Source organism: Roseibium porphyridii (genome assembly GCF_026191725.2).
Lineage (GTDB): Bacteria > Pseudomonadota > Alphaproteobacteria > Rhizobiales > Stappiaceae > Roseibium > Roseibium porphyridii.
In genome coordinates this window covers 880,675-905,000 of record NZ_CP120863.1, presented here as the reverse complement: position 1 = coordinate 905,000, position 24,326 = coordinate 880,675, and the positions used below count along the sequence as shown (strand labels likewise).

The 24,326-nt window shown below is 55.7% G+C and carries 23 protein-coding genes (1 of these 23 running past the window's edge); 8 read left to right on the top strand and 15 right to left on the bottom strand.

The window, feature by feature from the left end; genetic code table 11:
- A protein-coding gene (locus K1718_RS04320; protein WP_209006818.1) for a M23 family metallopeptidase crosses the window boundary here: on the top strand, window positions 1–899 show its 3' end. 988 nt of this gene lie to the left of the window's left edge; only the last 899 of its 1,887 coding nucleotides appear in the window; its start codon lies beyond the left edge, outside the window; the stop codon is at window positions 897–899.
- Between the two features lie 84 nt (window positions 900–983).
- On the opposite strand, the gene clpB is transcribed toward K1718_RS04320, so the two are convergent.
- The 6 genes from clpB to K1718_RS04290 all read right to left on the bottom strand — a co-directional run bounded on the left by clpB (window position 984) and on the right by K1718_RS04290 (window position 10,461).
- On the bottom strand, window positions 984–3,581 hold the full coding sequence (clpB, locus tag K1718_RS04315; protein ID WP_265679623.1) for an ATP-dependent chaperone ClpB: 2,598 nt from the start codon (window positions 3,579–3,581) through the stop codon (window positions 984–986).
- 215 nt (window positions 3,582–3,796) lie between these two features.
- Window positions 3,797–4,522: a DUF4167 domain-containing protein gene (locus tag K1718_RS04310; protein ID WP_418068106.1), complete on the bottom strand. Its 726-nt coding sequence runs from the start codon at window positions 4,520–4,522 to the stop codon at window positions 3,797–3,799.
- Between the two features lie 364 nt (window positions 4,523–4,886).
- Window positions 4,887–5,741, bottom strand: coding sequence for a peptide chain release factor N(5)-glutamine methyltransferase (gene prmC / locus K1718_RS04305; RefSeq protein WP_265679625.1), 855 nt, complete (start codon window positions 5,739–5,741; stop codon window positions 4,887–4,889).
- Between the two features lie 2 nt (window positions 5,742–5,743).
- Window positions 5,744–6,817 (bottom strand): peptide chain release factor 1, encoded by a 1,074-nt coding sequence (gene prfA / locus K1718_RS04300; protein WP_152499721.1) that lies wholly within the window; start codon window positions 6,815–6,817, stop codon window positions 5,744–5,746.
- A gap of 53 nt (window positions 6,818–6,870) precedes the next feature.
- Window positions 6,871–9,138, bottom strand: coding sequence for a phosphoenolpyruvate--protein phosphotransferase (gene ptsP, locus K1718_RS04295; RefSeq protein ID WP_152499720.1), 2,268 nt, complete (start codon window positions 9,136–9,138; stop codon window positions 6,871–6,873).
- 72 nt (window positions 9,139–9,210) lie between these two features.
- Window positions 9,211–10,461: an aspartate kinase gene (locus tag K1718_RS04290; protein WP_152499719.1), complete on the bottom strand. Its 1,251-nt coding sequence runs from the start codon at window positions 10,459–10,461 to the stop codon at window positions 9,211–9,213.
- Window positions 10,462–10,764: 303 nt separating this feature from the next.
- On the opposite strand from K1718_RS04290, the gene ubiG reads away from it, so the two are divergent.
- From ubiG to K1718_RS04275, 3 genes are all read left to right on the top strand, one after another.
- Window positions 10,765–11,526: a bifunctional 2-polyprenyl-6-hydroxyphenol methylase/3-demethylubiquinol 3-O-methyltransferase UbiG gene (gene ubiG, locus K1718_RS04285; protein ID WP_152499718.1), complete on the top strand. Its 762-nt coding sequence runs from the start codon at window positions 10,765–10,767 to the stop codon at window positions 11,524–11,526.
- The gene (locus tag K1718_RS04280; RefSeq protein WP_209006817.1) at window positions 11,523–12,221 is read left to right on the top strand and encodes an alpha/beta fold hydrolase; all 699 of its coding nucleotides are present in this window, start codon (window positions 11,523–11,525) and stop codon (window positions 12,219–12,221) included. Before ubiG ends, K1718_RS04280 begins: the two co-directional genes overlap by 4 nt.
- Window positions 12,222–12,467: 246 nt before the next feature.
- Window positions 12,468–12,968: a hypothetical protein gene (locus K1718_RS04275; protein WP_152499717.1), complete on the top strand. Its 501-nt coding sequence runs from the start codon at window positions 12,468–12,470 to the stop codon at window positions 12,966–12,968.
- Between the two features lie 74 nt (window positions 12,969–13,042).
- Here K1718_RS04275 and K1718_RS04270 read toward each other — a convergent pair whose 3' ends face one another.
- The 4 genes from K1718_RS04270 to K1718_RS04255 all read right to left on the bottom strand — a co-directional run bounded on the left by K1718_RS04270 (window position 13,043) and on the right by K1718_RS04255 (window position 15,621).
- Complete coding sequence (locus K1718_RS04270; RefSeq protein ID WP_152499716.1) at window positions 13,043–13,570, bottom strand: DUF1178 family protein; 528 nt, start codon at window positions 13,568–13,570, stop codon at window positions 13,043–13,045.
- Complete coding sequence (locus K1718_RS04265; RefSeq protein WP_152499715.1) at window positions 13,567–14,421, bottom strand: carbon-nitrogen hydrolase family protein; 855 nt, start codon at window positions 14,419–14,421, stop codon at window positions 13,567–13,569. Before K1718_RS04265 ends, K1718_RS04270 begins: the two co-directional genes overlap by 4 nt.
- A 45-nt stretch (window positions 14,422–14,466) precedes the next feature.
- Window positions 14,467–14,724, bottom strand: a complete 258-nt coding sequence (gene grxC, locus K1718_RS04260; RefSeq protein WP_152499714.1) for a glutaredoxin 3 — start codon at window positions 14,722–14,724, stop codon at window positions 14,467–14,469.
- A 138-nt stretch (window positions 14,725–14,862) separates the two neighbouring features.
- Window positions 14,863–15,621 carry a ComF family protein gene (locus K1718_RS04255; protein ID WP_152499713.1) on the bottom strand — a complete coding sequence of 253 codons (759 nt, stop codon included), beginning with the start codon at window positions 15,619–15,621 and terminating at the stop codon, window positions 14,863–14,865.
- 173 nt (window positions 15,622–15,794) lie between these two features.
- Between K1718_RS04255 and K1718_RS04250 the strand changes: the two genes are divergently transcribed.
- Window positions 15,795–16,685, top strand: a complete 891-nt coding sequence (locus K1718_RS04250; RefSeq protein ID WP_152499712.1) for a class I SAM-dependent methyltransferase — start codon at window positions 15,795–15,797, stop codon at window positions 16,683–16,685.
- Window positions 16,686–16,719: 34 nt separating this feature from the next.
- Here the strand turns inward: K1718_RS04250 and K1718_RS04245 are convergent, their stop codons facing one another.
- From K1718_RS04245 to K1718_RS04225, 5 genes are all read right to left on the bottom strand, one after another.
- Window positions 16,720–16,950 (bottom strand): Flp family type IVb pilin, encoded by a 231-nt coding sequence (locus K1718_RS04245; RefSeq protein ID WP_265679626.1) that lies wholly within the window; start codon window positions 16,948–16,950, stop codon window positions 16,720–16,722.
- Window positions 16,951–16,979: 29 nt separating this feature from the next.
- Window positions 16,980–17,381, bottom strand: a complete 402-nt coding sequence (gene mutT / locus K1718_RS04240) for an 8-oxo-dGTP diphosphatase MutT (RefSeq protein ID WP_152499710.1) — start codon at window positions 17,379–17,381, stop codon at window positions 16,980–16,982.
- Window positions 17,382–17,466: 85 nt separating this feature from the next.
- Complete coding sequence (argJ, locus tag K1718_RS04235; RefSeq protein WP_152499709.1) at window positions 17,467–18,708, bottom strand: bifunctional glutamate N-acetyltransferase/amino-acid acetyltransferase ArgJ; 1,242 nt, start codon at window positions 18,706–18,708, stop codon at window positions 17,467–17,469.
- 154 nt (window positions 18,709–18,862) lie between these two features.
- Complete coding sequence (locus K1718_RS04230; protein WP_209006816.1) at window positions 18,863–19,726, bottom strand: peptidylprolyl isomerase; 864 nt, start codon at window positions 19,724–19,726, stop codon at window positions 18,863–18,865.
- Between the two features lie 128 nt (window positions 19,727–19,854).
- Window positions 19,855–19,995, bottom strand: coding sequence for a hypothetical protein (locus K1718_RS04225; RefSeq protein ID WP_173005890.1), 141 nt, complete (start codon window positions 19,993–19,995; stop codon window positions 19,855–19,857).
- Here K1718_RS04225 and secA point away from each other — a divergent pair, their 5' ends adjacent.
- The 3 genes from secA (at window position 19,996) to K1718_RS04210 (ending at window position 24,325) form a co-directional block, all read left to right on the top strand.
- Window positions 19,996–22,767, top strand: a complete 2,772-nt coding sequence (gene secA / locus K1718_RS04220) for a preprotein translocase subunit SecA (RefSeq protein ID WP_265679627.1) — start codon at window positions 19,996–19,998, stop codon at window positions 22,765–22,767.
- 102 nt (window positions 22,768–22,869) lie between these two features.
- Window positions 22,870–23,904 carry a glycosyltransferase family 2 protein gene (locus K1718_RS04215; protein ID WP_265679628.1) on the top strand — a complete coding sequence of 345 codons (1,035 nt, stop codon included), beginning with the start codon at window positions 22,870–22,872 and terminating at the stop codon, window positions 23,902–23,904.
- Window positions 23,894–24,325 carry a GtrA family protein gene (locus K1718_RS04210; protein WP_265679629.1) on the top strand — a complete coding sequence of 144 codons (432 nt, stop codon included), beginning with the start codon at window positions 23,894–23,896 and terminating at the stop codon, window positions 24,323–24,325. Before K1718_RS04215 ends, K1718_RS04210 begins: the two co-directional genes overlap by 11 nt.
- The last annotated feature ends 1 nt before the right edge of the window (window position 24,326 follow it).

The window sequence follows — 24,326 nt, the reverse complement described above, 5'->3', positions numbered from 1 at the left end:
TTGCCCGGTCCGATAGCGGAAGCTACATCAAGGCCAAGGAGCCGAGCACCTTTTTGGCTGGCGCGTTCGAGGAAGCGGACCGCGTTTCATACGGCGGTCCGACACCGGCCATTTATGACAGTCTCTATCAGACTGCGCTCGAACAAGAGCTGCCGGAGGAAATCATCAACGATCTGGTGCGGATGTTCTCTTTCGACGTCGATTTCAACGCCAGAGTGCAGCCAGGCGATGCGCTGGAACTGTTCTTCACCCAGTCCGACGCAAATGCGGCGCCAAAGATCCTCTACGCTGCTTTGAATACTGGCAACACCAAGCGAGAATTCTATCGCTACCGCACACCCGACGACGGCATCATGGACTTTTATGACAGCTCGGGTCAGAGCGCAAAGAAATTCCTGATCCGCAAGCCGCTCAATGGCGGCAAGTTCCGGTCCGGTTTCGGCATGCGCCGTCACCCGATCCATAAATACACCAAAATGCACCGTGGCGTGGACTGGTCTGCACCGCGCGGCACGCCGATTATGGCAGCAGGCAATGGGACGGTCCAAAAGGCCGGCTGGAGTTCAGGTTACGGACGCCGGATCGAGCTGCGTCACACTAACGGCTATACCACCACCTACAATCACATGACCGGCTTTGCCAAGGGCGTGCGCGAAGGTGCGCGCGTGACCCAGGGTCAGATTATCGGGTATGTCGGCTCAACAGGTCTTTCGACCGGGCCTCACCTGCACTACGAAGTTCTTGTCAACGGGCGTTACATGGACCCGATGCGGATCAAACTTCCCAAGGGCCGTACCCTCGATGGCGAAATGCGCACAGCATTCGAAGCTGAGCGCTACCGTGTCGACACTTTGATTGATCGCGCCCGCAAACCTTCCCGCGTTGCTGCGGTCAACTAAATCCGGAAAGTCTGCTTTGATCAAAAAAAGCCCGCGGATTGCTTCCGCGGGCTTTGTTCATTTCAGCTCGAAACGAAACCTCCGTCAGGCAGCGACGATTTCAGAACCGGCGACCTGAAACAGGAGACGGTCCGCACCTGCTGAAACATCTACAGTCTGCCCATCCATGACATCTCCGGACAACAGTTTTTCTGCCAGAGGATCCTGAACGTCCTTTTGGATAATACGCTTCAGCGGCCGGGCTCCGTATGCCGGGTCGTACCCCTTCTGCGCCAGCCAGCCGAGGGCGCTATCGTCCAGATTCAGCGTGATCTTGCGATCGCTGAGCAGACTGCGAAGCCGCTCAAGCTGGATCGTGACAATATCAGCCATCTGCGACCTCTGCAGACGGTGGAACAGGACGATCTCATCCAACCGGTTCAAAAACTCGGGTCGGAAATGAGATCGGACTGCGCCCATGACTTCATCGCGCACCGCATCCGTATCCTGGCCCTCCGGCTGGTTCACAAGATACTCAGCGCCAAGGTTCGACGTCATGATGATCAGCGTGTTGCGGAAGTCGACTGTGCGTCCCTGGCCGTCAGTCAACCGCCCATCATCAAGCACCTGAAGCAGCACATTGAAGACATCTCCATGCGCCTTTTCGATTTCGTCGAAAAGGACGACCTGATACGGGCGTCGTCGCACGGCTTCGGTCAAAGCACCGCCTTCCTCGTAACCGACATATCCCGGAGGCGCACCGATCAACCGAGACACGGAGTGCTTCTCCATATATTCCGACATGTCGATGCGAACCATCGCGCTGTCATCGTCGAACAGGAAACTCGCCAATGCCTTGGTAAGTTCCGTTTTGCCGACGCCGGTCGGCCCGAGGAACATGAAAGAACCGATCGGCCGGTTGGGATCCTGAAGACCAGCCCGCGCGCGGCGCACGGCTGTCGAGACCGCATGAATGGCTTCTGCCTGACCGATCACTCTCCCGGCAAGAACATCTTCCATCCTCAGCAGCTTTTCCCGCTCGCCTTCCAGCATCTTATCGACTGGAATGCCGGTCCATTTGGAAACAACCTGCGCAATATGCGAGGGCGTAACGGCCTCATCCACCATGGCGTCCTTGTCTTCGGACGCTTCGGCATCGCTCAGCTTCTTCTCAAGATCCGGGACCACGCCATAGGCAAGCTCACCGGCCCGCGACAGATCACCACTTCGCTGTGCAATTTCCAGGTCGATACGCGCCTGTTCGAGTTGCTCCTTGATTTTCTGCTCAAGGTTCAGTTTTTCCTTTTCGCCGAGCCAGCGGTTCGTAAGTGACTGCGACTGTTCCTCAAGTTCCGTCAGCTCTCTTTCCAGCTTGGCGAGCCGATCCTTGGACGCCTCGTCGCTTTCAACTTTCAAGGCTTCACGCTCGATCTTCAGCTGAATGATCCGGCGGTCCAATTCGTCCAGTTCTTCAGGCTTGGAGTCGACCTGCATACGCAACCGGCTTGCAGCTTCATCCATCAGATCAATTGCCTTGTCGGGCAAAAACCGGTCAGTGATGTAGCGGTTGGAAAGCGATGCTGCTGAAACAACGGCAGAATCAGTGATCCGAACACCATGATGGAGTTCGTACTTCTCCTTGATGCCACGCAGTATCGAGACAGTGTCTTCAACGGTTGGCTCGCTGACAAAGACGGGCTGAAAACGACGGGCAAGCGCTGCATCCTTTTCAACATGCTTGCGATACTCGTCGAGCGTCGTCGCACCCACACAGTGAAGCTCGCCTCGCGCCAGCGCAGGTTTGAGCAGGTTCGAAGCGTCCATCGCGCCATCGGCCTTTCCGGCTCCGACCAGCGTGTGCATTTCGTCAATGAACAAGATGATATTGCCAGCGGCTGCCTCAACTTCCGACAGCACCGCTTTCAGGCGCTCTTCGAACTCACCGCGATATTTGGCCCCGGCAATAAGAGCGCCCATGTCGAGCGCGAGAAGTTGCTTGTCCTTAAGCGATTCGGGCACATCTCCATTGACAATACGCAATGCGAGCCCTTCAGCGATTGCCGTCTTGCCTACGCCTGGCTCACCGATCAGAACGGGGTTGTTTTTGGTCCGTCGAGACAACACCTGGATCGTGCGACGAATTTCCTCATCGCGCCCAATAACAGGATCAAGCTTACCGTCCCGGGCAACCGCCGTCAGATCTCGGGCATATTTCTTAAGAGCGTCATACTGGTTTTCTGCCGTTGCGCTGTCCGCGGTCCGACCCTGACGCAGCTGATTGATCGCTTCATTCAGACCGTTGGGCGTAACGCCGTGACGTTTCAACAGCTTGCCGGCTTCACTGCCACTGTCCATGGCAAGCGCCAGCAACAATCGCTCTACGGTAACAAAGCTGTCACCAGCTTTTTCGGCAATCTGTTCAGCCTGTTCAAACAGGCGCGCCGTCGCCTGGCCCATGTAAAGCTGACCTGAGCCGCCTGAAACCTTGGGCATTTTTTCAAGCACGCCTTCAAGGTCACCTTTCAGCGCCTTTGACTGACCGCCTGCCCGATCGATCAGTCCGCTTGCCATACCTTCCGGATCGTCCAGAAGCACTTTTAGTATGTGTTCGGGAGTAAACTGCTGATGACCGCGCCCCAACGCAAATGTCTGAGCGGACTGGACGAAGCCACGGGCACGCTCAGTGTATTTTTCAAAGTTCATATTCAACCTCCTATCCGCCCGCACCACCCGAAGCGTGGAGAGCGTCTTGGGATCCGGACCCTGCAATCAGGCATCCGCACAGTTATTTTCGAACTGCCACTCATATATAGTGTTGCATTTTCATCACAAAAGTCCCCTGTGACAAAATCCGCAGACAAAAGAAAAACGGCGCTCCAATGAAGCGCCGTTCCAAGAGTTCTATTGTCGTCAGTGGTCTATTCGCCAGCACCGGCTTCTGCAGAAGTTTCTTCCGTCGCTTTGGGCCGGCGAGTGCGCGTTGTCCGTCGCCGTGGCTTCGGCTGCTCTTCTTCAGCACCCTCTGCAGTTGCCTGTGGCGCGTCCGCGCTGGCGTCAGCTGAAGCTTCGGCAGTCGCGTCATCGCCAGCACTCCGGCGAGGAGCGCGCGACCTAGGCGTACGGGCACGTCGGCGCGGCTTTTCTTCCGAGTCGGCATCGTCGGCTTCGGCCTTCTGACCGGCACCATTGACTTTGCCTTCCTGGTCGATCACCGGCATGTCCTCGATAAAGGGCTGCGGGCTGTTTGCATCGACAACGTCACCATCAGCAGAAGCTCGTTCCTGCTGCGCCGGTCTTTCCGACCCGTTTGCAGGGCCGGAACCATTGGCCTGAGTGGCATCAGGCGCATCTTCGTTTTCGTTGCGAGCTTGTTGCTGCTGTTGTGCGGCAGGTTGCTGCTGCGGCTGCGCTGCAGCCACGATACGCTGATAGTGCTCGGCGTGTTGATTGTAGTTCTCGAACATCACACGGTCGCCGGATGCCTGAGCATCGCGTGCAAGCTGCTGGTACTTCTCCGCAATATGCATCGCTGTGCCACGGATTTTCACATCTGGACCGTTAGACTCATAAGTCCGGGTTAACGGATTAGGACCTTTGCGGCCCCTTCCGCGCATACGCTTATTGCTTTGATTTCCTGGTCTCATCCTGCCGTTTTCTCTTGCGGAACGGCGGTCAACTGTCGCTGACCCAACATCGGAATTGTTTAAAACCGACACGAAATACATCACCGAAACCAACAATGCTGGTTAGCGGCTGTCATTGAAAACATACGCAGCGCGTTAAAGGCCACTGGCCAACGCGATTGTCTTTTTCCTCGACAGTCCGAAAACACCGGATAGTCCGATACGCAACGGATTCCTTGGCGCTAAATTTGCGTCAGTCCCCACGCTGCCGGATGCGTTATGCCCCGCTGAACGCTGATCACATCTCCGGTCTCGGCAACTGGAACCTAACCGTTTCCGTCGAGTTTTCCAAGTGCTTTTTCGCTATTGGATCAAAACCGTAGAATTATCGCCTGCAGGCCAGCAGCACTCGGTCGTTTCCAGAAAGATCCTTAACGATTTCAATTGCTCCAAAGCTATGATGACGCAACCGTTTTTCAACGGCGTCGGCTTGATCGAAGCCAATTTCGAGTGCGATTCGCCCTCCTGACCTGAGAAGCATTTCGGCTTGCGCGATGATTCGCACATATCCTTCCAATCCGGATTCGCCGCCATCAAGAGCCAAGACAGGATCGTGCTTTGTGACTTCCGGACTTAACCTTACAAGATCTTCAGTACGGATATAGGGCGGGTTGCTCACCACCCAATCGAAGACGCCGGATTTCGCACCTTCAAGCGCGGATGCATAATCTGAACAAAGTGGCAAAAACCGATCAGATACCTCATGCAGCTCTGCATTTTCCGAAGCACATAAGAGCGCTTCAAGGGATAGATCGACGGCAACCGTCCTGGATCTTGTCATTTCCGCAAGAAGCGTCACCGCAATGGCCCCGGTTCCGGTACCGATATCGCAAATCAACAGCTCCTCGCTGGGAACGCTCAGTGTGATCACCGCATCGATCAGAACTTCTGTGTCAGGCCGCGGTTCCAGCGTTGCCGGGTTCATGAGAAACCGCCTGCCGTAGAACTCTCTTTCCCCCAGGATCCGCCCGACCGGCATGCCGGCAAGGCGCTTTGCGGCATGAGATTGCGCTGTAGCAGAATTCGTATCGCTTACCGGATCGTCGCCACGCAGCATCAAATCAGAGATCGAGATTCCCAGTGCAGCGCTCACCAGCAGTTTCGCGTCGAGTGCAGGCAGGTCCAGTTCTGCATCCCGAAACATGTCGCGCACCTGCCGATAAAGCTGGCCGACTGTCATGGTCAGGCTTCTTCCGATGCCAGCAGATTTGCCTGATGATCCACGATCAACGCATCGATCACTTCGCCAAGGCCTTCACCCGCAACGATCTGATCCAGCTTATAGAGGGTCAAGCCGATGCGGTGATCGGTGACACGCCCCTGGGGATAGTTGTAAGTCCGAATTCGCTCCGAGCGGTCGCCGGACCCGACCTGAAGACGGCGAGCCTCAGTACGTTCGCTAGCAGCCCGTTCCCGCTCTTCATCATATATGCGAGCCCGGAGCAACTGCATCGCCCGAGCCTTGTTCTTGTGCTGAGAGCGCTCATCTTGCACGGCCACGACGATACCAGTCGGCATATGTGTGATACGCACTGCAGAATCCGTGGTGTTGACGTGCTGTCCACCTGCGCCCGAGGCCCTGAAGGTATCAATCCGCAGATCGCTGTCCTGAATGTCGACGTCGACATCCTCCGCCTGTGGCAGCACGGCGACGGTTGCCGCCGATGTATGGATCCGGCCACCAGACTCCGTTGCCGGTACGCGCTGCACCCGGTGCACGCCCGATTCAAATTTAAGTTTCGCGAACACGCTGTCACCTGAAACGGAAGCGATGATTTCCTTGTAACCACCAACTTCTCCGTCACTGGCAGAAAGCACTTCGACCTTCCAGCCCTGGAGTTCTGCAAAACGCTGGTACATTCTAAAGAGATCGCCTGCAAAAAGAGCAGCTTCGTCTCCGCCGGTGCCAGCTCGAACTTCCAGAATGGCGTCATTCGTGTCCGCTTCGTCTTTTGGCAGCAGACCAATGCGTACATCCTGCGTCAGAGTTTCCACTGTTGCTGACAGCTCACTGCATTCCAGTTCAGCCAGCTCACGCATTTCTGCATCCGTTTCCGGATCGGACATCAATGCCTCAGCGTCGGACAATTCGTCTTCCGCCTTGATCAGGGCCCGGATCTTGAAAACAAGGGGCTCAAGTCCGGCATATTCGCGGGATAGTTTGACATAGGCAGCAGGGTCCGGATTCGCCGACATCGTGTGTTCGATTTCGGCAAAACGATCCAGCAAATTATCAAGTTTGTGACGCGCCAGCATACGCGCTGATTCTCCTGAAACCCCAATGCGGGAATGAGTTAAGACTGATCGTGCTAAAGAGCAACATCGGTTTCGGCAGCAAAGCGCTGCAGCACGTCCCGGATGCTCCTGTCATTGTGGCCCGGCTCCAGCCTGGGCAACAACCGAGCAGACAAGCGCCCCGCATCAACGGTTCGCAACATCGCCTTCACCGGCCCCAGCGAGGCTGGAGACATCGAAAGATCTTTAAAGCCGAGTGCGAGCAAGGCCATGGCCTCAAGCGGGCGTCCTGCGAGTTCACCACACAATGTCACCGGGACATGAGCTTTATGTGCGGCGTCTGCAATGGATTTCAAGGCGCGCAGGAAGCCGACGCCCAAAGTATCGAAACGATCCGCGACACGCGTATTGCCGCGATCAACCGCACAGAAAAACTGAAACAGGTCATTGGAGCCGACCGAGACAAAGTCGACACAATCCATCAGTTCTTCAAGCTGATACAGAAGCGAAGGCACTTCGACCATAACACCCAACCGGATATTTTCCGGCGTCGCATGGCCATGTTGCCGCAAGTGTTTCACTTCCTTGTCGACAAGCGACTTTGCCTCCAAAAACTCCTCAACGACCGCAACCATCGGAAACATCAGTTTCAGGTCCCGGCCGGCGGCTGCATGCAGGAGGGCTCGAATTTGGGTTCGCAGCAAGCCTGGTCGATCCAGCCCAAGCCGAAGGGCACGCCAACCCATGGCAGGATTTTCTTCCTGGATCGAACGCAGATAGGGAAGCACCTTGTCGCCGCCGATATCCAGCGACCGGAAGGTCACCGGTTTGCCGCCGGCCGCGTCCAGGATCTGGGAATATTGCTGTTGCTGCTCGCGCATGCGCGGAAACGATGAAGCAACCATGAACTGCAGCTCTGTTCGAAACAGTCCGACACCAGCCGCTCCAGATTCTTCCAGATGCGGAAGATCGACCAGCAGACCGGCATTCATCTGCAATGAGAACTCGACACCATCGCGTGTAACCGAGGGCTTGTTTCTCAGCCTGCGATACTGGGCCTGCCGGCGTGCCCGGAACCGCACCTTTTCCGCATATGCATTTTCCAGGTCCGCAGCGGGTCTCAGATGAACTTCGCCAGTATCGCCATCGACAATGATTGCGTCGCCGCCATCCGCCAGACTGACAATGTCATCCACCAGACCAACCATCGGAATACCGAGCGCACGCGCCACGATGGTCACATGACTGGTCGGCCCGCCTTCTTCCAGCACCAGGCCCCGAATGCGGTCGCGACCATAGTCAAGCAGCTCCGCAGCACCCATGTTGCGCCCGACAATAATGGCATCCTGCGGCAACTCGTCGAAGCCCGGACCGTGTTCACGCCCCATCAACTCACGGATCAAACGGTGTGCTAGATCATCCAGATCGTGAAGTCGTTCGCGCAGATAAGGATCCGTCTGGCGCAACATCCGGGCTCGTGTGTCGCTTTGCACCTTTTCGACGGCAGCTTCTGCCGTCAGGCCATTCTTGATCGCGTCTTCGATTTTCCTGATCCAACCGCGATCATAGGCAAACATGCGGTAAGCCTCGAGCACCTCGCGATGCTCTCCCGTTGCAGCGATTTCTCCACTTGCCAAAAGATCGTCGATAGAGAGCCGCAATCGATTGATGGCAGCTTCCAAGCGGCTTTTTTCCGTGTCCGTGTCTTCCGCAATCAGGTTGGTAACGACGACACGCGGTTCATGCAGAACCACATGTCCAAGTCCGACACCTTCGGAAAGTCCGACACCATTGGCAGTGATCGGCCGTGACAAATCAAGCCCGGTGGCTTTTTGGGCAATCGCCTCCAACTCGCCTGCCGCAACCATTTCGGCGATCACCATGGCCGTTGTTTGAAGAGCCTCAACCTCGTCTTCCAGATACGTCCTGTGGGACTGGTTCTGTACGACGAGAACGCCAAGGGTCCGGCCTGCCCTGAGAATTGGCACACCAAGAAATGAATTATAGGCTTCTTCACCCGTTTCAGGCAGATACGCAAAACCCGGGTGAGCGCTGGCATTGGGAAGATTAAGCGGGCGCGCTTCGGCAGCGATCAGCCCGACGAGCCCTTGCCCGACGCGCAGTGACGCATTGTGGACCGCAGACCTGTTCAAGCCTTCTGTTGCATAGAGTTCAAGAACACCGTCGGCGCGCAAGATATAAACGGAACAGACTTCGGCGACCACGTTCGACGCGATCAGCACAACGATCTTGTCGAGTCGCTCTTGCGCCGTGATTGGCTCCGCCATGACTTCACGAAGCCGGCGGAGCAACAGGCGCGGTCCGGCTAGGTTGCTGCGCATTGCGCCCCCGATTGATCCCGCTTCTTGCAAGTTCCCGTAAGGATCCCGATCAGTGATCTCTTGCAGAAAATGCTATCCGTCCAACCCGTATAGCGAATGGAGAGTCCGGACCGCAAGTTCTGCATAGGCGGAATCGATCAGGACGGAGATTTTGATTTCCGATGTCGTGATGGCGCGAATGTTGATGCCCTTGGACGCAAGACCGCTGAAGCACTGCGCAGCGATCCCGGCATGAGAACGCATGCCAATCCCGATGACAGAGACTTTGACCACGTCGGTCGCCCCTTCAAGAGCCTGAAAACCGATCTCGCCGCGGTTCTCATCCAGCACTTTCTTGGCACGGTCAAAATCACCCTCCGGAACCGTGAAAGTGATGTCCGTGGTCTTTCCGTCAGGAGAAATGTTCTGGACGATCATGTCGACATTGATGTGCGCGTCTGCCAGAGGACCAAACACGGACTGGGCAACACCCGGCTTGTCAGCCACGTCACGAATTGAAATTTGAGCTTCGTCTTTGGCATAGGCAATGCCGGTGACAACCTGCTGTTCCACGAGTTCATCCTCGTCGCAAATTAGAGTACCAATCGGAAGGCCGTCAGCGCCGACCTGAGATGCTTCCGGATCGTCGAAGCTGGAGCGGACAAAGGTCCTAACACCGTGGACCATGGCCATCTCGACGGAACGCACCTGAAGAACTTTTGCCCCTAGAGACGCCATTTCGAGCATTTCCTCGAACGAAACCCGGCCGAGACGCTGCGCCTTGGGAACGATGCGAGGGTCGGTCGTATAGACCCCGTCGACATCGGTATAGATATCACATCGGTCAGCCTTGATGGCCGCAGCAATGGCGACAGCACTGGTGTCCGACCCGCCACGCCCGAGTGTCGCAATGCGATTGTCGGGGGAGATACCCTGAAATCCGGCCAGTACGGCAACCTGCCCTTGTTCCAGGCGCTCGCACAGGAAACCGGCATCGATCTCCCGGATCCGGGCTGCACCGTGGTTCTCATCGGTTTTGATCGGCACCTGCCATCCCTGCCAGGAGCGGGCATTAACGCCCATGTCCTGAAGGACGATCGCTAGCAGACCGGACGTTACCTGTTCACCGGAAGCAACAACCGCATCATATTCTCTTGCATCGTGAAGCGGCGACGCCTCTCGGCAGAACTGGACCAGTTTGTTGGTCTGGCCGGCCATTGCCGAAACCACGACCGCCACCTGGTGACCGGCGTCCACTTCCCGCTTTACATGACGGGCCACATTGCGGATGCGATCGAGATCAGCAACCGAAGTCCCGCCAAATTTCAATACCAGTCGGGCCATACCACTCGTAAGTCTTGTTGTCGTTTCGTGTCGGCGTTGTTACGCCGGATGGATCGGCGCACATCCATACAGTCTGCATTCCCTTGCTGCAACCGCCCATCTCCAGGCATTTGCTGCCGGGACTTGCAATTTTCAGGAGCTGTCTTGAGAAACGCTCAACAGCACATACTGAAAGAGGATCTCCTGCGACCATTCCCCAACTTCCCAAACCCCCTATAACCTTGACAAACAGGCTTGGACTTTGAAACGACAGCGGTCTGACGAGCGGGAGCGGCAAAAGCATCGCTCATGAAAGGAACACCGATGACAAGCAAAGCGCAGCAGACGTCCGGGACGATCGACAGCGAAGAAGTCGCGCGTTTTTCCGCCATGGCGCAGGAGTGGTGGGATCCGGCAGGCAAATTTAAGCCATTGCACAAATTCAATCCGGTACGCCTTGCCTATATCAAACAGGAAGTCTGCCGCCGATTTGACAGGGACCCCAAATCTTCAGACGCCTTCAAAGGCTTGAGATTTCTTGATATCGGGTGTGGCGGTGGCCTTTTGAGTGAACCCATGGCACGTCTTGGCGCAGATGTCGTCGGTGCAGATCCGTCGCAAACCAACATCGAAATCGCGCGACTGCATATGCAAAGTTCCGGACTGACGATCGACTACCGTGCCGAAACTGCCGAGGGGCTTGCTGCGGCAGGAGAGACATTCGATGTTGTACTCAACATGGAAGTCGTGGAACACGTCGCCGATGTTCCTCTCTTTCTTGAAACGACCAGCAACATGGTTCGACCGGGCGGGATGATGTTCGTTGCAACGATCAACAGGACCATGAAGGCCTATGCACTTGCCATTTTTGGTGCCGAATACGTGCTTCGCTGGCTGCCAAAAGGTACCCATTCCTACGACAAGCTGGTGAAACCGTCCGAAATTGAAACCCCGCTGAGCACAGCCGGCCTCAATATCATCGACCGCAGCGGTGTCAGCTACAACCCGTTGACTGACAGCTGGGCACAATCCCGCGACATGGATGTGAATTATATGCTGCTCGCGGAACGTCCTGAGACCGCATGATGAGCGATCCGATCGTCTTCATACCAGGCTTGTTGTGTACGGAGGCGCTGTTCGCACCGCAAATAGCTGCATTCGCAGATCGGCCAATTATGGTTGCCGATCATCGTCACCACGACAGCATTCCGGACATAGCTGCTGCAATTCTGGAAAGAGCTCCTGAACGGTTCTCTTTAATTGGCCTGTCCATGGGTGGCTATATTGCGATGGAAATCATGAGGGAAGCACCTGGCCGGGTCAGCAAACTGGCTTTGCTCAACACCAATTCGCGTGCTGACACGCCGGAGAAGTCGGAACGGAGGACGTTTCTCATTGATCTGACCCGCAAGCGCGGGTTTACGAAGGTGCCGCATTTGCTTTTTCCCGGATTTGTACACGAGAAAAACGAAGAAAATGAAGACCTGAAGTCCGTCGTGGTCGACATGGCCAACGACACGGGATCTGACGCTTTCATTCGTCAACAGACCGCGATCACCCACAGAACGGATTCTCGAAAAAGGCTCAGCGAGATCACTTGCCCCTCACTGATTCTGGTCGGCGATGGCGATCGACTGACACCGCTTGAACTGTCCCAAGAAATTCATGATTGCATTCCAGGAAGTGAACTTGAGGTGGTTCCCGGATCGGGTCACCTTTCCACACTTGAAACACCCGAAGCTGTGACAAAAGCTCTCCAGAATTTTTTGGATCGGCCTTAGCGAAATGTTCCGCCGGTGTAGGTTCGCAGGTTGGGCCGGGATCACATCTTTTTCGAAAAATCAGCAGGCACATTTGATCCGGGTCAAGGATGGCCCCGTGATCCGGCGTATAATGAATACACCTTGGTGTATTCAAACTGAACTGAAGCCCAGGGCCTGCAGCCCACACCATACGTATGACCAGCGGTCAACGGAACTGGTTTGTAAAGAGCTGCAATCGACCAACACCAAAGCGGAGGACGTTTTATGGCTACGAAGCGCAATGCAGGTGCTTTCGATTTCGGCTTCACCATGCCCGAGTGGCCAATGCCCAACTTTTCAAACTGGGCCTTTGCCGAACGCGAAGACCGGATTGAGGCTAAGGCTGTCGCCAGTTTCCAGAAAATGGGCAAAACGGCCCTGACCCATGCTGAACAGGCTTTTGACGATCACATGGAGTTTGTCAGCCATCGCCTGCACGAGGATTTCGAGTGCGCGAAGTCGTTGAGCCAATGCACGATGCCGGAAGAATCCATGGCAACTCTGCAGGCTTTTTACACAAGGATGGCGACTGAATATCAAGAACACTTTGAAAAGCAGGCCGCCCTTTTTCGAAACAGCTTTTCTGAAAATGCTGCGGCCGTAGAAGAGCTCAATGAAACCGCGCTGGAAAGCGTCAACGAACTCAGCAAGGCCGCGGAAGAAAGCCTTGAGGAGGCCAAACCCGCAAAAACGTCCACGAGGCGTAAGGCAGCGTCAAAGACCTAGAAATCGATGTGCGAGCAGCGGTCAGGCTTAGAGCTGAAGTCGAAGCGCGCGCAAAGACATCAACTGGATTGCCGTCAGTTCTTGTCGTCCGGAAGGTCGGGCAGCGGAACGACGGCAATACCCTCTTCCATCAACGCCTCGGCATCCTTTGGTGTGGTCTGGCCATAGATGTTGCGCTCTTCGGCTTCACCATAGTGGATCTTGCGCGCTTCCTTGGCGAAATTCGAACCGACATTTTCAGAGTTTTCAATGATCTGGGCACGCACGACACGCAGTGCCTCGACAATTTCCTTCTTCTGAAGGTCTGCTGGCAAAAGGGCAGAGGTCTGTGTTGCAGGTGTAGCGTCCGCAGGTGCCACAGGTGCTGAAGGCGCTTTACTGACGTCAGTTTGGCCAACGCTTGGCATCACGGGTGCTGAAAGAGTTTCGCGTTTGCGCGCGGTTGAAACCGCAGGTGCCATCAATCCTTTTTTGACTTCTGTCGATCCACATATTGGACAGGTGACCAGGCCTCGCCCGCATTGCGCTTCAAAGTCATCCGAATTGCGAAACCAGCCTTCGAATGAATGGGTGGCATTGCAGACAAGCGTGTATTTGATCACGCAGGTATCTCCCTCAGGCCCTCGGCAACATGGCAATCGAAGGCCCGTTCATTGGCAATCGCGGGAATCCTTCCCCGCGCCTTGGACACAGTCTCAGTTTCAATCTCCGCCAGGATGTATCCTGGCTCATCATCGTCGCGCTCTGCAAGGATGCCTCCCCATGGGTCGACTATAAGGCTGTGACCGTAAGTCTCACGTCCATCTTCATGGAGACCGCCTTGCGCTGCAGATATGACGTAGGCGCCATTTTCGATAGCGCGGGCGCGCTGTAGCACATGCCAGTGCGCTTCGCCAGTCTGCTTGGTAAAGGCGGCGGGTCCCGTCAAAACCTCAGCGCCGTTTCTGGCCTGCGTCCGGAAGATTGCCGGGAAACGGATATCATAGCAGATCGCCATGCCGAACCTGGCAAATGGCAAGTCGGTGATGACTGTCTGGCGGCCCGGTTCATATGTTGCAGATTCCCGCCAGCTTTCACCGTTTGGCAGATCGACATCGAACATGTGTATCTTGTCGTAAGTGGCAAGTATCGACCCATTCGGCCCAATCATGAAGGCCCGGTTTGCAACTTTTCCTGTCTGGTTCAAGACCGCCAGAGACCCAAGATGCAGAAATACACCCTCATCAGACGCCACAGATCTTGCCATGCTCAAGAATGGATCGGCACCGGCATCGAAAATTCGCTCCAGCAGATCCTCACGGCTCCGGACAAGAACATTCGACATTTCCGGTGTCTGAATGTAACGCGCACCCTGTTTCGCAGCCGCCCGGATCAGCTCCTCGGCTGTTTGGCAATTCGCTTTCGGATCCATACCGCTGCGAAGCTGTATACATGCTGCCGTGAATGAGGTCATTAGACCACCTTTGTCGTGAACCCTTAACGTCGAGCGGCCAGTTAATCAGGACGCAAGCATTGCGTCCAGTTTGCCTGCTCGCTCCAGATCATGAAGGTCATCACAGCCACCCACATGCTTGTTGCCGATGAAGATTTGCGGAAAGGTCGCACGGCCATTTGCTTTCTGCACCATTTCACGCTTCAACGAGGGGCTGAAGGTCGCATCCTGTTCCTGATAGTCTACGCCCTTTTTGTCCAGCAAGCGCTTTGCCGCTGTGCAGAAGCCACAAAGTTGACGCGTGTAGATCACCACTTTGGACATTGGATAAGTGTTCCTTCTATCTTCGCGGTTTAATACGTGAAACACGATCTGCCGCCGGAAAATCTCGGCGTTATATGCGACCAATCTCAGAAAACTCAAGAGAGCCCAACTCTCAATGGGGACGCTCAGCGGCAGAAGTCACGTGCGAAGTGATGGATCTGCCAGTGCGAAAGTGAGCACATCCACCGAGCGAGCCCCAGCTGAAAGCAGAGTTTTGCTGCAAGCGCTAATTGTCGATCCGGTCGTCATCACATCGTCAATCAAAACGACGTGACGGCCCTGCAATTGAGTTCCCCGGCGAGGATCAACCACAAAAGCAGATCGGACATTTTTCCTGCGCTCTTCGGCAGACAGCCCCACCTGCTGGCGGGTCCGCTTCCGACGTTTCAGCATTTCCGGTTCAAACGAGCCACCGCACCCTGCGGCTATTTCCTTCGCAAGATCGGCGGACTGGTTGAAGCGACGCGAAACCAGTCGCAGCCAATGCAGCGGAACGGGAACGATCACACTGTCCGGCGACAAGAATTCTTGGCCGTTCCGGGCCATCCAGCGCGCCATGGGTTCGGCAAGCTCTCGCCTTTTCGAAAATTTGAGGGCCAGAACGAGATCCCTGGCCGGCCCCTCGTAGAGCGCAGCGGCCCTGAGGCGCTCAAAAACCGGAGGGTTTGCAATCGCGCGCGGGCTCCATGCTGCTTCCCCCACGTCATAGGAAAACGGAGAACCGAGACGATGGCACCAAGGCTTGTCTATGAAAGGCATTTCCTGCCAGCAAATGGCACACAGCGTGTTTTTTGTGGCAACGCGCGAACCGCAACTGATGCATCGAAGCGGCAACAAAAAATCCAGGGCAACTCCGGCAACCTTCACCGGTAGGTTTCGCAGCTGTTCCCTTGCCATGCGCACAACACACCCTCAAAGCGATACTTGCCACCCGACGTGTCAATAAGAAACATCGGTCCGAAATATTCAACCAGGCGACTCAAAACTCAAGGCTGAAAGTCGCACCTTTGACCTAGGTGTCTTGATACAATATGTGACCCGTTCAACGACAGCTGAAGACAGAATTGCAAGTGACCGACCAGCCTGATCTTTTTGACCGTTCTCTCTTAAGAGCCCGCCGTGCGCGTGCGCTCAAGTCTTCGAAATCAGGCTCGGACTTTCTTCTGCAGGCGATCGCCGAGGATCTTGAGGACAGACTGCATCTGGTCAACCGGCAGTTCTCAATTGCAGTCGACCTGGGTGGTCATACCGGTCTCATAAGTCAGGCGATCCGGAACACTGGCAAAGCTGAAAGACTGGTCAGAGCGGACTTGTTTGTTGCGGATCATCATATGTCACCACCGGACCTGGTTTGCGATGACGGCTTGTTGCCGCTGCGTGACCAGTCAGTTGATCTGGTGATTTCAGCCTTGAGCCTGCAGTTCGTCAACGATCTTCCAGGCGCTCTCATTCAGGTTCGCAGAAGCCTGAGGCCTGATGGCCTGTTCCTTGCGGCCCTTCCCGGCGCTGGTACCCTTGCGGAATTGCGGGACAGCCTGACGCGGGCAGAACTTGAACTCAAAGGCGGAGCAGCTGCAAGAGTGCTTCCTTTTGCAGATACGCGCGATCTTGGAAGTCTGCTTCAGCGAGCGGGATTTGCTTTGCCTGTAACCGACCTCGACACACTGACCGTCAGATACGATTCCATGTTCGGACTGATGGCGGATCTGCGCGCAATGGGCGCAACCTCCATTCTGAGAGATCGCAGCCGATTACCTTTGTCACGGAAGGTGCTGTTTCGTGCAGCAGAGCTTTATGCGCAAAACCATGCCGACGCGGATGGACGGATTCGGGCGACATTTGCTTTCGTGACACTGTCCGGTTGGGCTCCGCACGAAAGCCAACAAAAGCCCCTGAGACCCGGCGCGGCCAAGACAAGACTTGCAGATGCGTTGGGTACCAGAGAGCAGAAGCTCAAGTAGCCCTCACCGGATAGGATGAAACGACAAGCAATAGTTATTTAATGTTGCTGTCCGCGGACTTGATGGCGGTCGAGACTGGCGAGAAAACACCATCACGCAGCGATGTTCCGATCACGGTCATTGAGAGCAAAATGGCGATACTGATCGTGCCGACGATAAGGCCGTATTCGATCAGTGTCGCACCCGACTGGTCACGTCCGAACCTTGCAAGGAGCTTGCGAAACGGTCTCTGACGGTCTGAAACAGATAATTTTCGGCTTTTCATTTCAGACCTCGATACTCGCTGCGCTGCCGCTATACGGCGTCCATCAGATGCGGGATGAGAGGTTCGTCGGCGGCCGGCATCGGATAATCCCGCAACCTCACAGCCCGCACCCATTTGAGTGCCTGACGTTCCTGACCTTGCGGGACACCTTCCCATCTTCGGCAAATGAAAAGTGGCATAAGTAGATGAAAATCTTCGTAAGTGTGGCTCGCAAAAGTAAGGGGGGCGAGACACGCTTCGTTAACCTCAATTCCGAGTTCCTCGTGGAGTTCCCGGATCAGTGTTTCCTCAGGCCGCTCGCCGGTTTCAACCTTTCCCCCGGGGAATTCCCACAGCCCTGCCATGGATTTGCCTTCCGGACGCTGTGCCAGAAGGATCCGGCCATCGGTGTCCACAAGTGCGCAGGCAGCAACGAGCACGATTTTGGTCATTGGCGAAGTGTCCGAATTCGAAACGCCCGACGAAGGCGCAATTAAGCATAAGTGTGACGAGAAGCTGGATATCACCAGAGGACCATCAACTGCGATAGTCACCGTTGATAGCGACATATTCCTTGGTGAGGTCGCAGGTCCAAACGGATGCAGCACCTTCGCCAAGACCAAGATCGACCCGCAGAAGAATTTCCTCGCACTTCATCACCTCTGAAGCAGCTTCTTCGCTGTAGTCTGGATCACGCTCGCCCTCGACAGCCACCCGAATGTCGCCGAACCAGATCGCCAGCCGGTCCCGATCGGCAGGTTCGCCTGCCTTTCCAACCGCCATGACGACGCGTCCCCAATTGGCGTCTTCCCCCGCAATGGCCGTCTTTACGAGGGGCGAATTGGCGATGGCCAAGGCGATTTTTTTGGCCGAAGCTTCATTTTTCGCGCCTTCGACGCGAACTTCGACGAATTTTCGAGCCCCTTCCCCGTCCTTCACGATCTGATGTGAAAGATCGAGCATCACATCACCGAGCGCAGTGCGGAGAATACCGATCCTTGGGTCGTCAAGTGATGTCACCGGATCCACGCCGCTGTCAGTAGCTGCACCGGTTGCGAACAAGAGAACAGTATCGGATGTCGATGTGTCGCTATCGACCGTAATAGCGTTGAAGCTGCCGGGCGTTTCATCGCTGAGAAGTGCCTGCAACACATCCGGGGCAATAGCGGCATCGGTAAAGATGAAGGACAACATCGTCGCCATGTCAGGCGCGATCATGCCTGCCCCTTTTGCAATACCGTTGATAACAATTGTCTTTCCGTCCAGATCAACACTGGCCGTTGCGACCTTCGGGTAGGTATCCGTGGTCATTATGGCACTCGCAGCATCCAGCCATGTTGCTTTGCCCTGGCTGGTCTTGAGGCCCTCCACAACAACTGAAAACTTCTCAGCTGGCAACGGTTCACCAATCACACCGGTCGATGCCAAAAAAACGTCTTCTTCGGCAACATCCAGCGCACCCGCGACGATTTCAGCCGACAGTTTGACGGCAGCCATGCCCTTTCTTCCGGTAAAGGCATTGGCATTTCCTGAATTCACCAGCAATGCCCGCACCGTCCCGCCAGCAAGGCGAGACCGGCACCAATCAACCGGAGCAGACGGGCACTTGGAGCGGGTGAAGACACCTGCAACAGAGGTCCCCTCGGCGACAGTCGCCAGCAGCACATCGGTTCTGCCCTCATATTTGATGCCAGCTTCGGCGGTCGCAAACTTGACGCCTTTGAGTTCCGGCATGTCCGGGTAGGACGTTGGGGCAAGCGGGGAAACGGTCGTCGACATGAATTCGGTCCCGGTCAGAAAGTGTGCTTGTGCTCTAGCCGCAAGCTTGACCGAAGCGCAAGTCCTTTCAAGCGTCGTCAATCGGCGTTTGGCAACAAAAAACCCGGCGGCACAAGGCCGCCGGGTGATCAGCGCACCATTACGGTACTAAAACTTATTCCGTGGCCGGCTTTTCTTCGCCCGGCTTGGCAAGTTTCTCGTCCAGAACTTCAACAGTGGCCGCACCCTTGAGTTCCGCCATCTTTGCTTCGTACCGATCGCGGAAGAGCTGTTGCCGCAATCCGTTGGCAACCTCTTCAAGAGCAGGTTTTTCCTGCTTGCGCTTTCCTTCAAGCTTGATGACGTGCCAGCCGAACTGTGTTTCGACGGGTTCCTTTGTGTAGGTGCCCGGATCAAGCGCAAAGACGGCTTCGTCAAAAGGAGGCACCATCTGGCCACGACCGAAGAAACCGAGGTCACCGCCATTGGGTCCAGACGGGCCGGTGGATTTTTCCCGGGCCAACTCGGCGAAATCAGCGCCGCCGTCCAGCTCCTTGATCAATTCTTCAGCTTCGGCCTTCTCCTTCACCAGAATGTGACGAGCATTGACCTCTTCTGCGCCTTCGAAATCGGCGAACTCCTTATCATAGGCAGCCTGCAGATCTTCGTCGGAAATCGCATCACCTATTTTCTGCGACAAATACGCATTGCGAAGCGCTTGCAGCTCCAGGAATTCCATTTGCTTCTGGAAATCGGGATCCTGATCGAGTCCATCCTGCCGCGCAGCCTGGGCAAGCAGCTCCATGTCAACGACGGCATCAAGCAACAGCTGCCGCCACTGCGCAGGTGGAAACCGTTGCAGTTCCTGGCCTAAGTCTTTGGCAGCAAACGCGAGATCCGCTTCCGTGATTTCCGCTTCACCCACCTTTGCCACCACATCGCCGGGCTCGGCTGCAGACAGCGAAACGGATCCGAGCGACAGAGCCATAAGGGAAACGGCAAGCGTCTGAACAGGCCTGCGCATCGAAATTCGGAACATATGAAGTCCTTTACGTATAGGAACGGTATTCGTTGTCCCTCTATTTAATCGAGGGCGTGGCTACTTTGCGCATTCCAGCGACGTTGACAAGCTTAGAGCCCCCTCTTATCTGTCGAGCGTTCCGGCAGTCAGGCTGGATTGGCATCTTTTCGGCCGCGTTCACCGGCCAGCGCGTTGCGCTCGGCGGCAACGTGGACAGCAATTGAGACGATTTCATGGGCAGGCGCCAGATTGCCAATTGGCGCCGCCTTCAGAGGAAGGACCGCCACATGGCTGGCCTTGGCGCTTTAGCACGTAAGTTATTCGGTTCGGCAAACGACCGGAAGATAAAGACATTTCGTTCAACGGTGGAGCAGATCAACGCGCTCGAGCCTGAAGTGCAGGCCCTGTCGGACGAGGCGCTGCGCGCCCGAACGGACGAGTTCCGCGAGCAGCTGAAAAACGGCGCCAGCGTGGAAGACCTGCTTGTCCCTGCCTTTGCAACCGTGCGCGAGGCAGCCCGCAGGGCGCTCGGCCAACGCCACTATGACGTACAGTTGATCGGCGGCATGGTTCTCAATTCTGGCCAGATTGCAGAAATGCGCACCGGTGAGGGCAAGACACTGGTTGCAACCGCGCCGGTCTACCTGAACGCGCTGACCGGCAATGGCGTTCACGTGGTGACCGTCAACGACTATCTGGCACAGCGCGACAGCGAATGGATGGGCCAGGTTTACAGATTTCTTGGACTGACGGTCGGCTGCATCACACATGGCCTTTCAGACGAAGAACGCCGGGACGCCTACGCAGCGGATGTCACTTACGGTACGAACAACGAATTCGGCTTCGACTATCTGCGCGACAACATGAAACATGACCGCGAGTCGATGGTTCAGCGCGATCATGCCTATGCCATTGTCGATGAAGTCGATTCCATCCTGATTGATGAAGCAAGGACGCCGCTCATCATTTCTGGTCCGCTGGAGGACCGGTCGGAATTCTACAATACCGTCGATGCCTTCATCCCGCACCTGACGGACGAAGACTACGAGCTCGACGAGAAGCAACGATCCGCCACATTTACGGAAGCCGGCAACGAGAAGCTCGAGGGATTGCTCAGCGAAGCGGAGCTCTTGAAGGGCGATTCGCTCTATGACGTGGAAAACGTTTCAATCGTCCACCATCTGCAGCAGGCTCTAAAAGCTCACAAGCTGTTCCAGCGTGACAAGGACTACATCGTCCGCAACGACGAAGTCGTCATCATCGACGAGTTCACCGGGCGCATGATGCCGGGACGCCGCTTTTCCGAAGGTTTGCACCAGGCTCTCGAAGCTCGCGAGAAAGTGCGCATTCAACCGGAAAACCAGACCCTCGCGTCAATCACGTTCCAGAACTATTTCCGTATGTATGGCAAGCTTGCCGGCATGACCGGCACCGCGTCGACAGAAGCCGACGAATTTGCGGACATCTACAAGCTGGAAGTTGTCGAGATCCCGACCAATGTGACCGTCAAACGTATTGACGATGACGACGAAGTCTATCGAACCGTCCAGGAGAAGTTCATCGCGATTGTCAAACTGATTGACGATTGCAAGGAGCGCGGCCAACCGATCCTGGTGGGAACCACGTCCATCGAAAAGTCCGAGCTTCTTGCCGAGCTTTTGAAGAAACAGCATGGCTACAAGCAGATTGATCTGAGCGACCCGGCAGCATTCGCGGCCGCGCAGAAGAAAGACGACGGCAAATCCAAGGTCTTTGCGGTTCTCAATGCCCGTTACCATGAACAGGAAGCGTTCATTGTCGCGCAGGCGGGTCTTCCGGGCGCGGTCACCATTGCAACCAACATGGCCGGTCGCGGTACCGACATTCAGCTGGGCGGCAATGCCGACATGCAGATTGCCATGGAATTGGGTGACATGCCGGAAGGCGCTGAGCGCGAAACGAAGGAAACCCAGATCCGCGACGAAGTCGAAAGACTCAAGACCAAGGCCCTGGAAGCCGGCGGTCTTTACGTCATCGGTACGGAACGGCATGAGAGCCGCCGGATCGACAACCAGCTGCGAGGCCGCTCCGGTCGTCAGGGCGACCCGGGACATTCCAAGTTTTTCTTGTCGCTTCAAGATGATTTGATGCGCATCTTCGGCTCGGAGCGCATGGACACCATGCTGCAAAAGCTCGGCCTTGAAGAAGGCGAAGCAATTATCCACCCGTGGATCAACAAGGCGCTGGAAAAGGCACAACAGAAAGTCGAGGCCCGCAACTTCGACATTCGTAAGAACCTTCTGAAATTCGACGACGTCATGAACGACCAGCGCAAGGTTGTTTTTGAACAGCGCATCGAATTGATGGACAGCGAAGCCATTCAGGACGCTGTCGCGGACATGCGGCATGACGTGATCGATGATCTGGTCGCAAGACACATTCCCGAAAAAGCCTACCCGGAACAGTGGGACACGGAAGGTCTTCAGGAAGAAGTGGGCAAGTACCTCAATCTCGATGTCCCGGTAAAGGACTGGGCGGACGAGGAAGGCATTGCCGACGAAGAAGTTCGGGACCGGCTGCGCAAGTCAGCGGACGAGGCCATGGCCCAGAAAGTCGCCAAATATTCGCCCGACGTGATGCGTCAGGTCGAAAAGGCAATCCTGCTCCAGACACTCGACAACCTCTGGCGCGAACATCTGTCGAACCTCGACCATTTGCGCTCAGTGGTCGGCTTCCGTGGCTATGCACAGCGTGATCCTCTTCAGGAATACAAGACCGAAGCCTTCACGCTGTTTGAATCGATGCTGGCACAACTCCGTCAAATGACCACGGCACAATTGCTGCGCGTCGAACTCGTAACGGAACAGCCCCCGCAAATGCCGGAAGAGCCGGAAATGCACGCCCATCACATCAACCCATTGACCGGGGAAGACGAAATGGCGCTTGCAGGAACAAACCCGGCACCGCGCGGCGAACGCAATCCGGAAGATCCATCGACCTGGGGCAAAGTTGGCCGCAATGAGCCTTGTCCGTGCGGATCGGGCAAGAAATTCAAACACTGCCACGGTGCCTTGGTGTAACCACACTGGAATTGAACTGATTTGGGCCAGCCTGAACTCTTGGGCTGGCCTTTTTCGTGATTTTCCGGCAGGTTGCGCCGAATTCAAACGGCCAGAACATCAATGGAAAACACTGCCGCAGCATCCGTCTACGTTTCCCGACGCGAAAACACTCGCCCAGATGCACCTGTTCTCAGCGTGCTCGTACCTGTTTTCAACGAGGAAGAAGTCATCCTCCACTTCCTGGAGGCAACGAAGCCCGTACTTGAACGCACTGGGCTGCAATATGAGTATGTCTTCATTGACGACGGCAGCCGCGACAACACAGCAGACCTGCTCGCACAGGAGCTGAAAACAGGCCTGCCCGGGCGCCTTTTGGGACTGTCTCGCAATTTCGGCAAGGAAGCAGCGCTTTCAGCTGGGCTGGAAGCTGCGAAAGGCGACATTGCCATCATCATTGATGCAGATCTTCAAGACCCGCCAGAGCTCATTCTTCAAATGCTCGACGGTTGGCGAGCTGGCTATGACGTCGTCTACGGTCTGAGGGTGGACAGGTCGTCCGACACACTGATGAAACGCTCCACCGCTGGACTGTTTTATAAGCTTTTCAACCGGTTAGCGAATATAGACATGCCTGCGAATGCCGGTGATTTCCGCCTGATCGATCGGGCGGTAATCGACGCCTTGCTTCGATTGCCGGAGCGAAACCGATTCATGAAAGGACTTTTTGCCTGGGTCGGATTTCCGTCCATGGCCCTGCCATATGAACGACCGCCCCGAAAGGCAGGCAATGGAAAGTTCAACTATTGGAAGCTCTGGAATTTCGCGCTTGATGGTCTGACAGGCTTTACCACCTTGCCTCTACGCATCTGGTTTTATGGTGGCATGATCATTTCTCTGGCGGCCTTCGCCTATGCTTTCTACCTGACGCTTCGCGTGTTTTTGCACGGCATCGACGTGCCTGGCTACGCCTCGCTCATGGTGGCTTTGTTGTTCTTCTCGGGTGTTCAATTGCTCTCGATCGGCATGATTGGAGAGTATATCGCGCGGCTGTTCAACGAGGCCAAACAGCGGCCGGTTTTTGTTCTGCAGGACGTTATAGAAGGCACCGAACCTCAGACAGCACCGCACGTGGACAAGACCTCTGATGACGCCTGAGCGCACTCGGCAAACGCTGAAGACCGAGACTACGGCTGCCGGAAAATTTGCAATTGTCGGCATCCTTGCGACGCTCACCCATGCAGCTGTTGCCGGCGGACTATTGGAAACCGGTCAGCTTTCCGCTTTTCCGGCGAATATCTGCGGTTTTCTGGTCGCGTTTTTTGTTTCTTTCGGAGGGCACTATTTCTGGAGTTTTGCGCATTTGCGTCAACAGGGTACGGCAATGAAAAGCATGACCCGGTTCCTTGTCATTGCTCTAAGTGGTTTTGCGCTCAATTCAACCGTACTGGCACTCTGGCTTGGATTCACCCCCTGGCCCGATCTCATCGGGTTGATGTTCTCCATCGCTATCGTGCCAGCCTTAACCTTCCTGGGAGCGCGTCTTTGGGCCTTCTCCCATCGAACCGCTGAAACCTGAT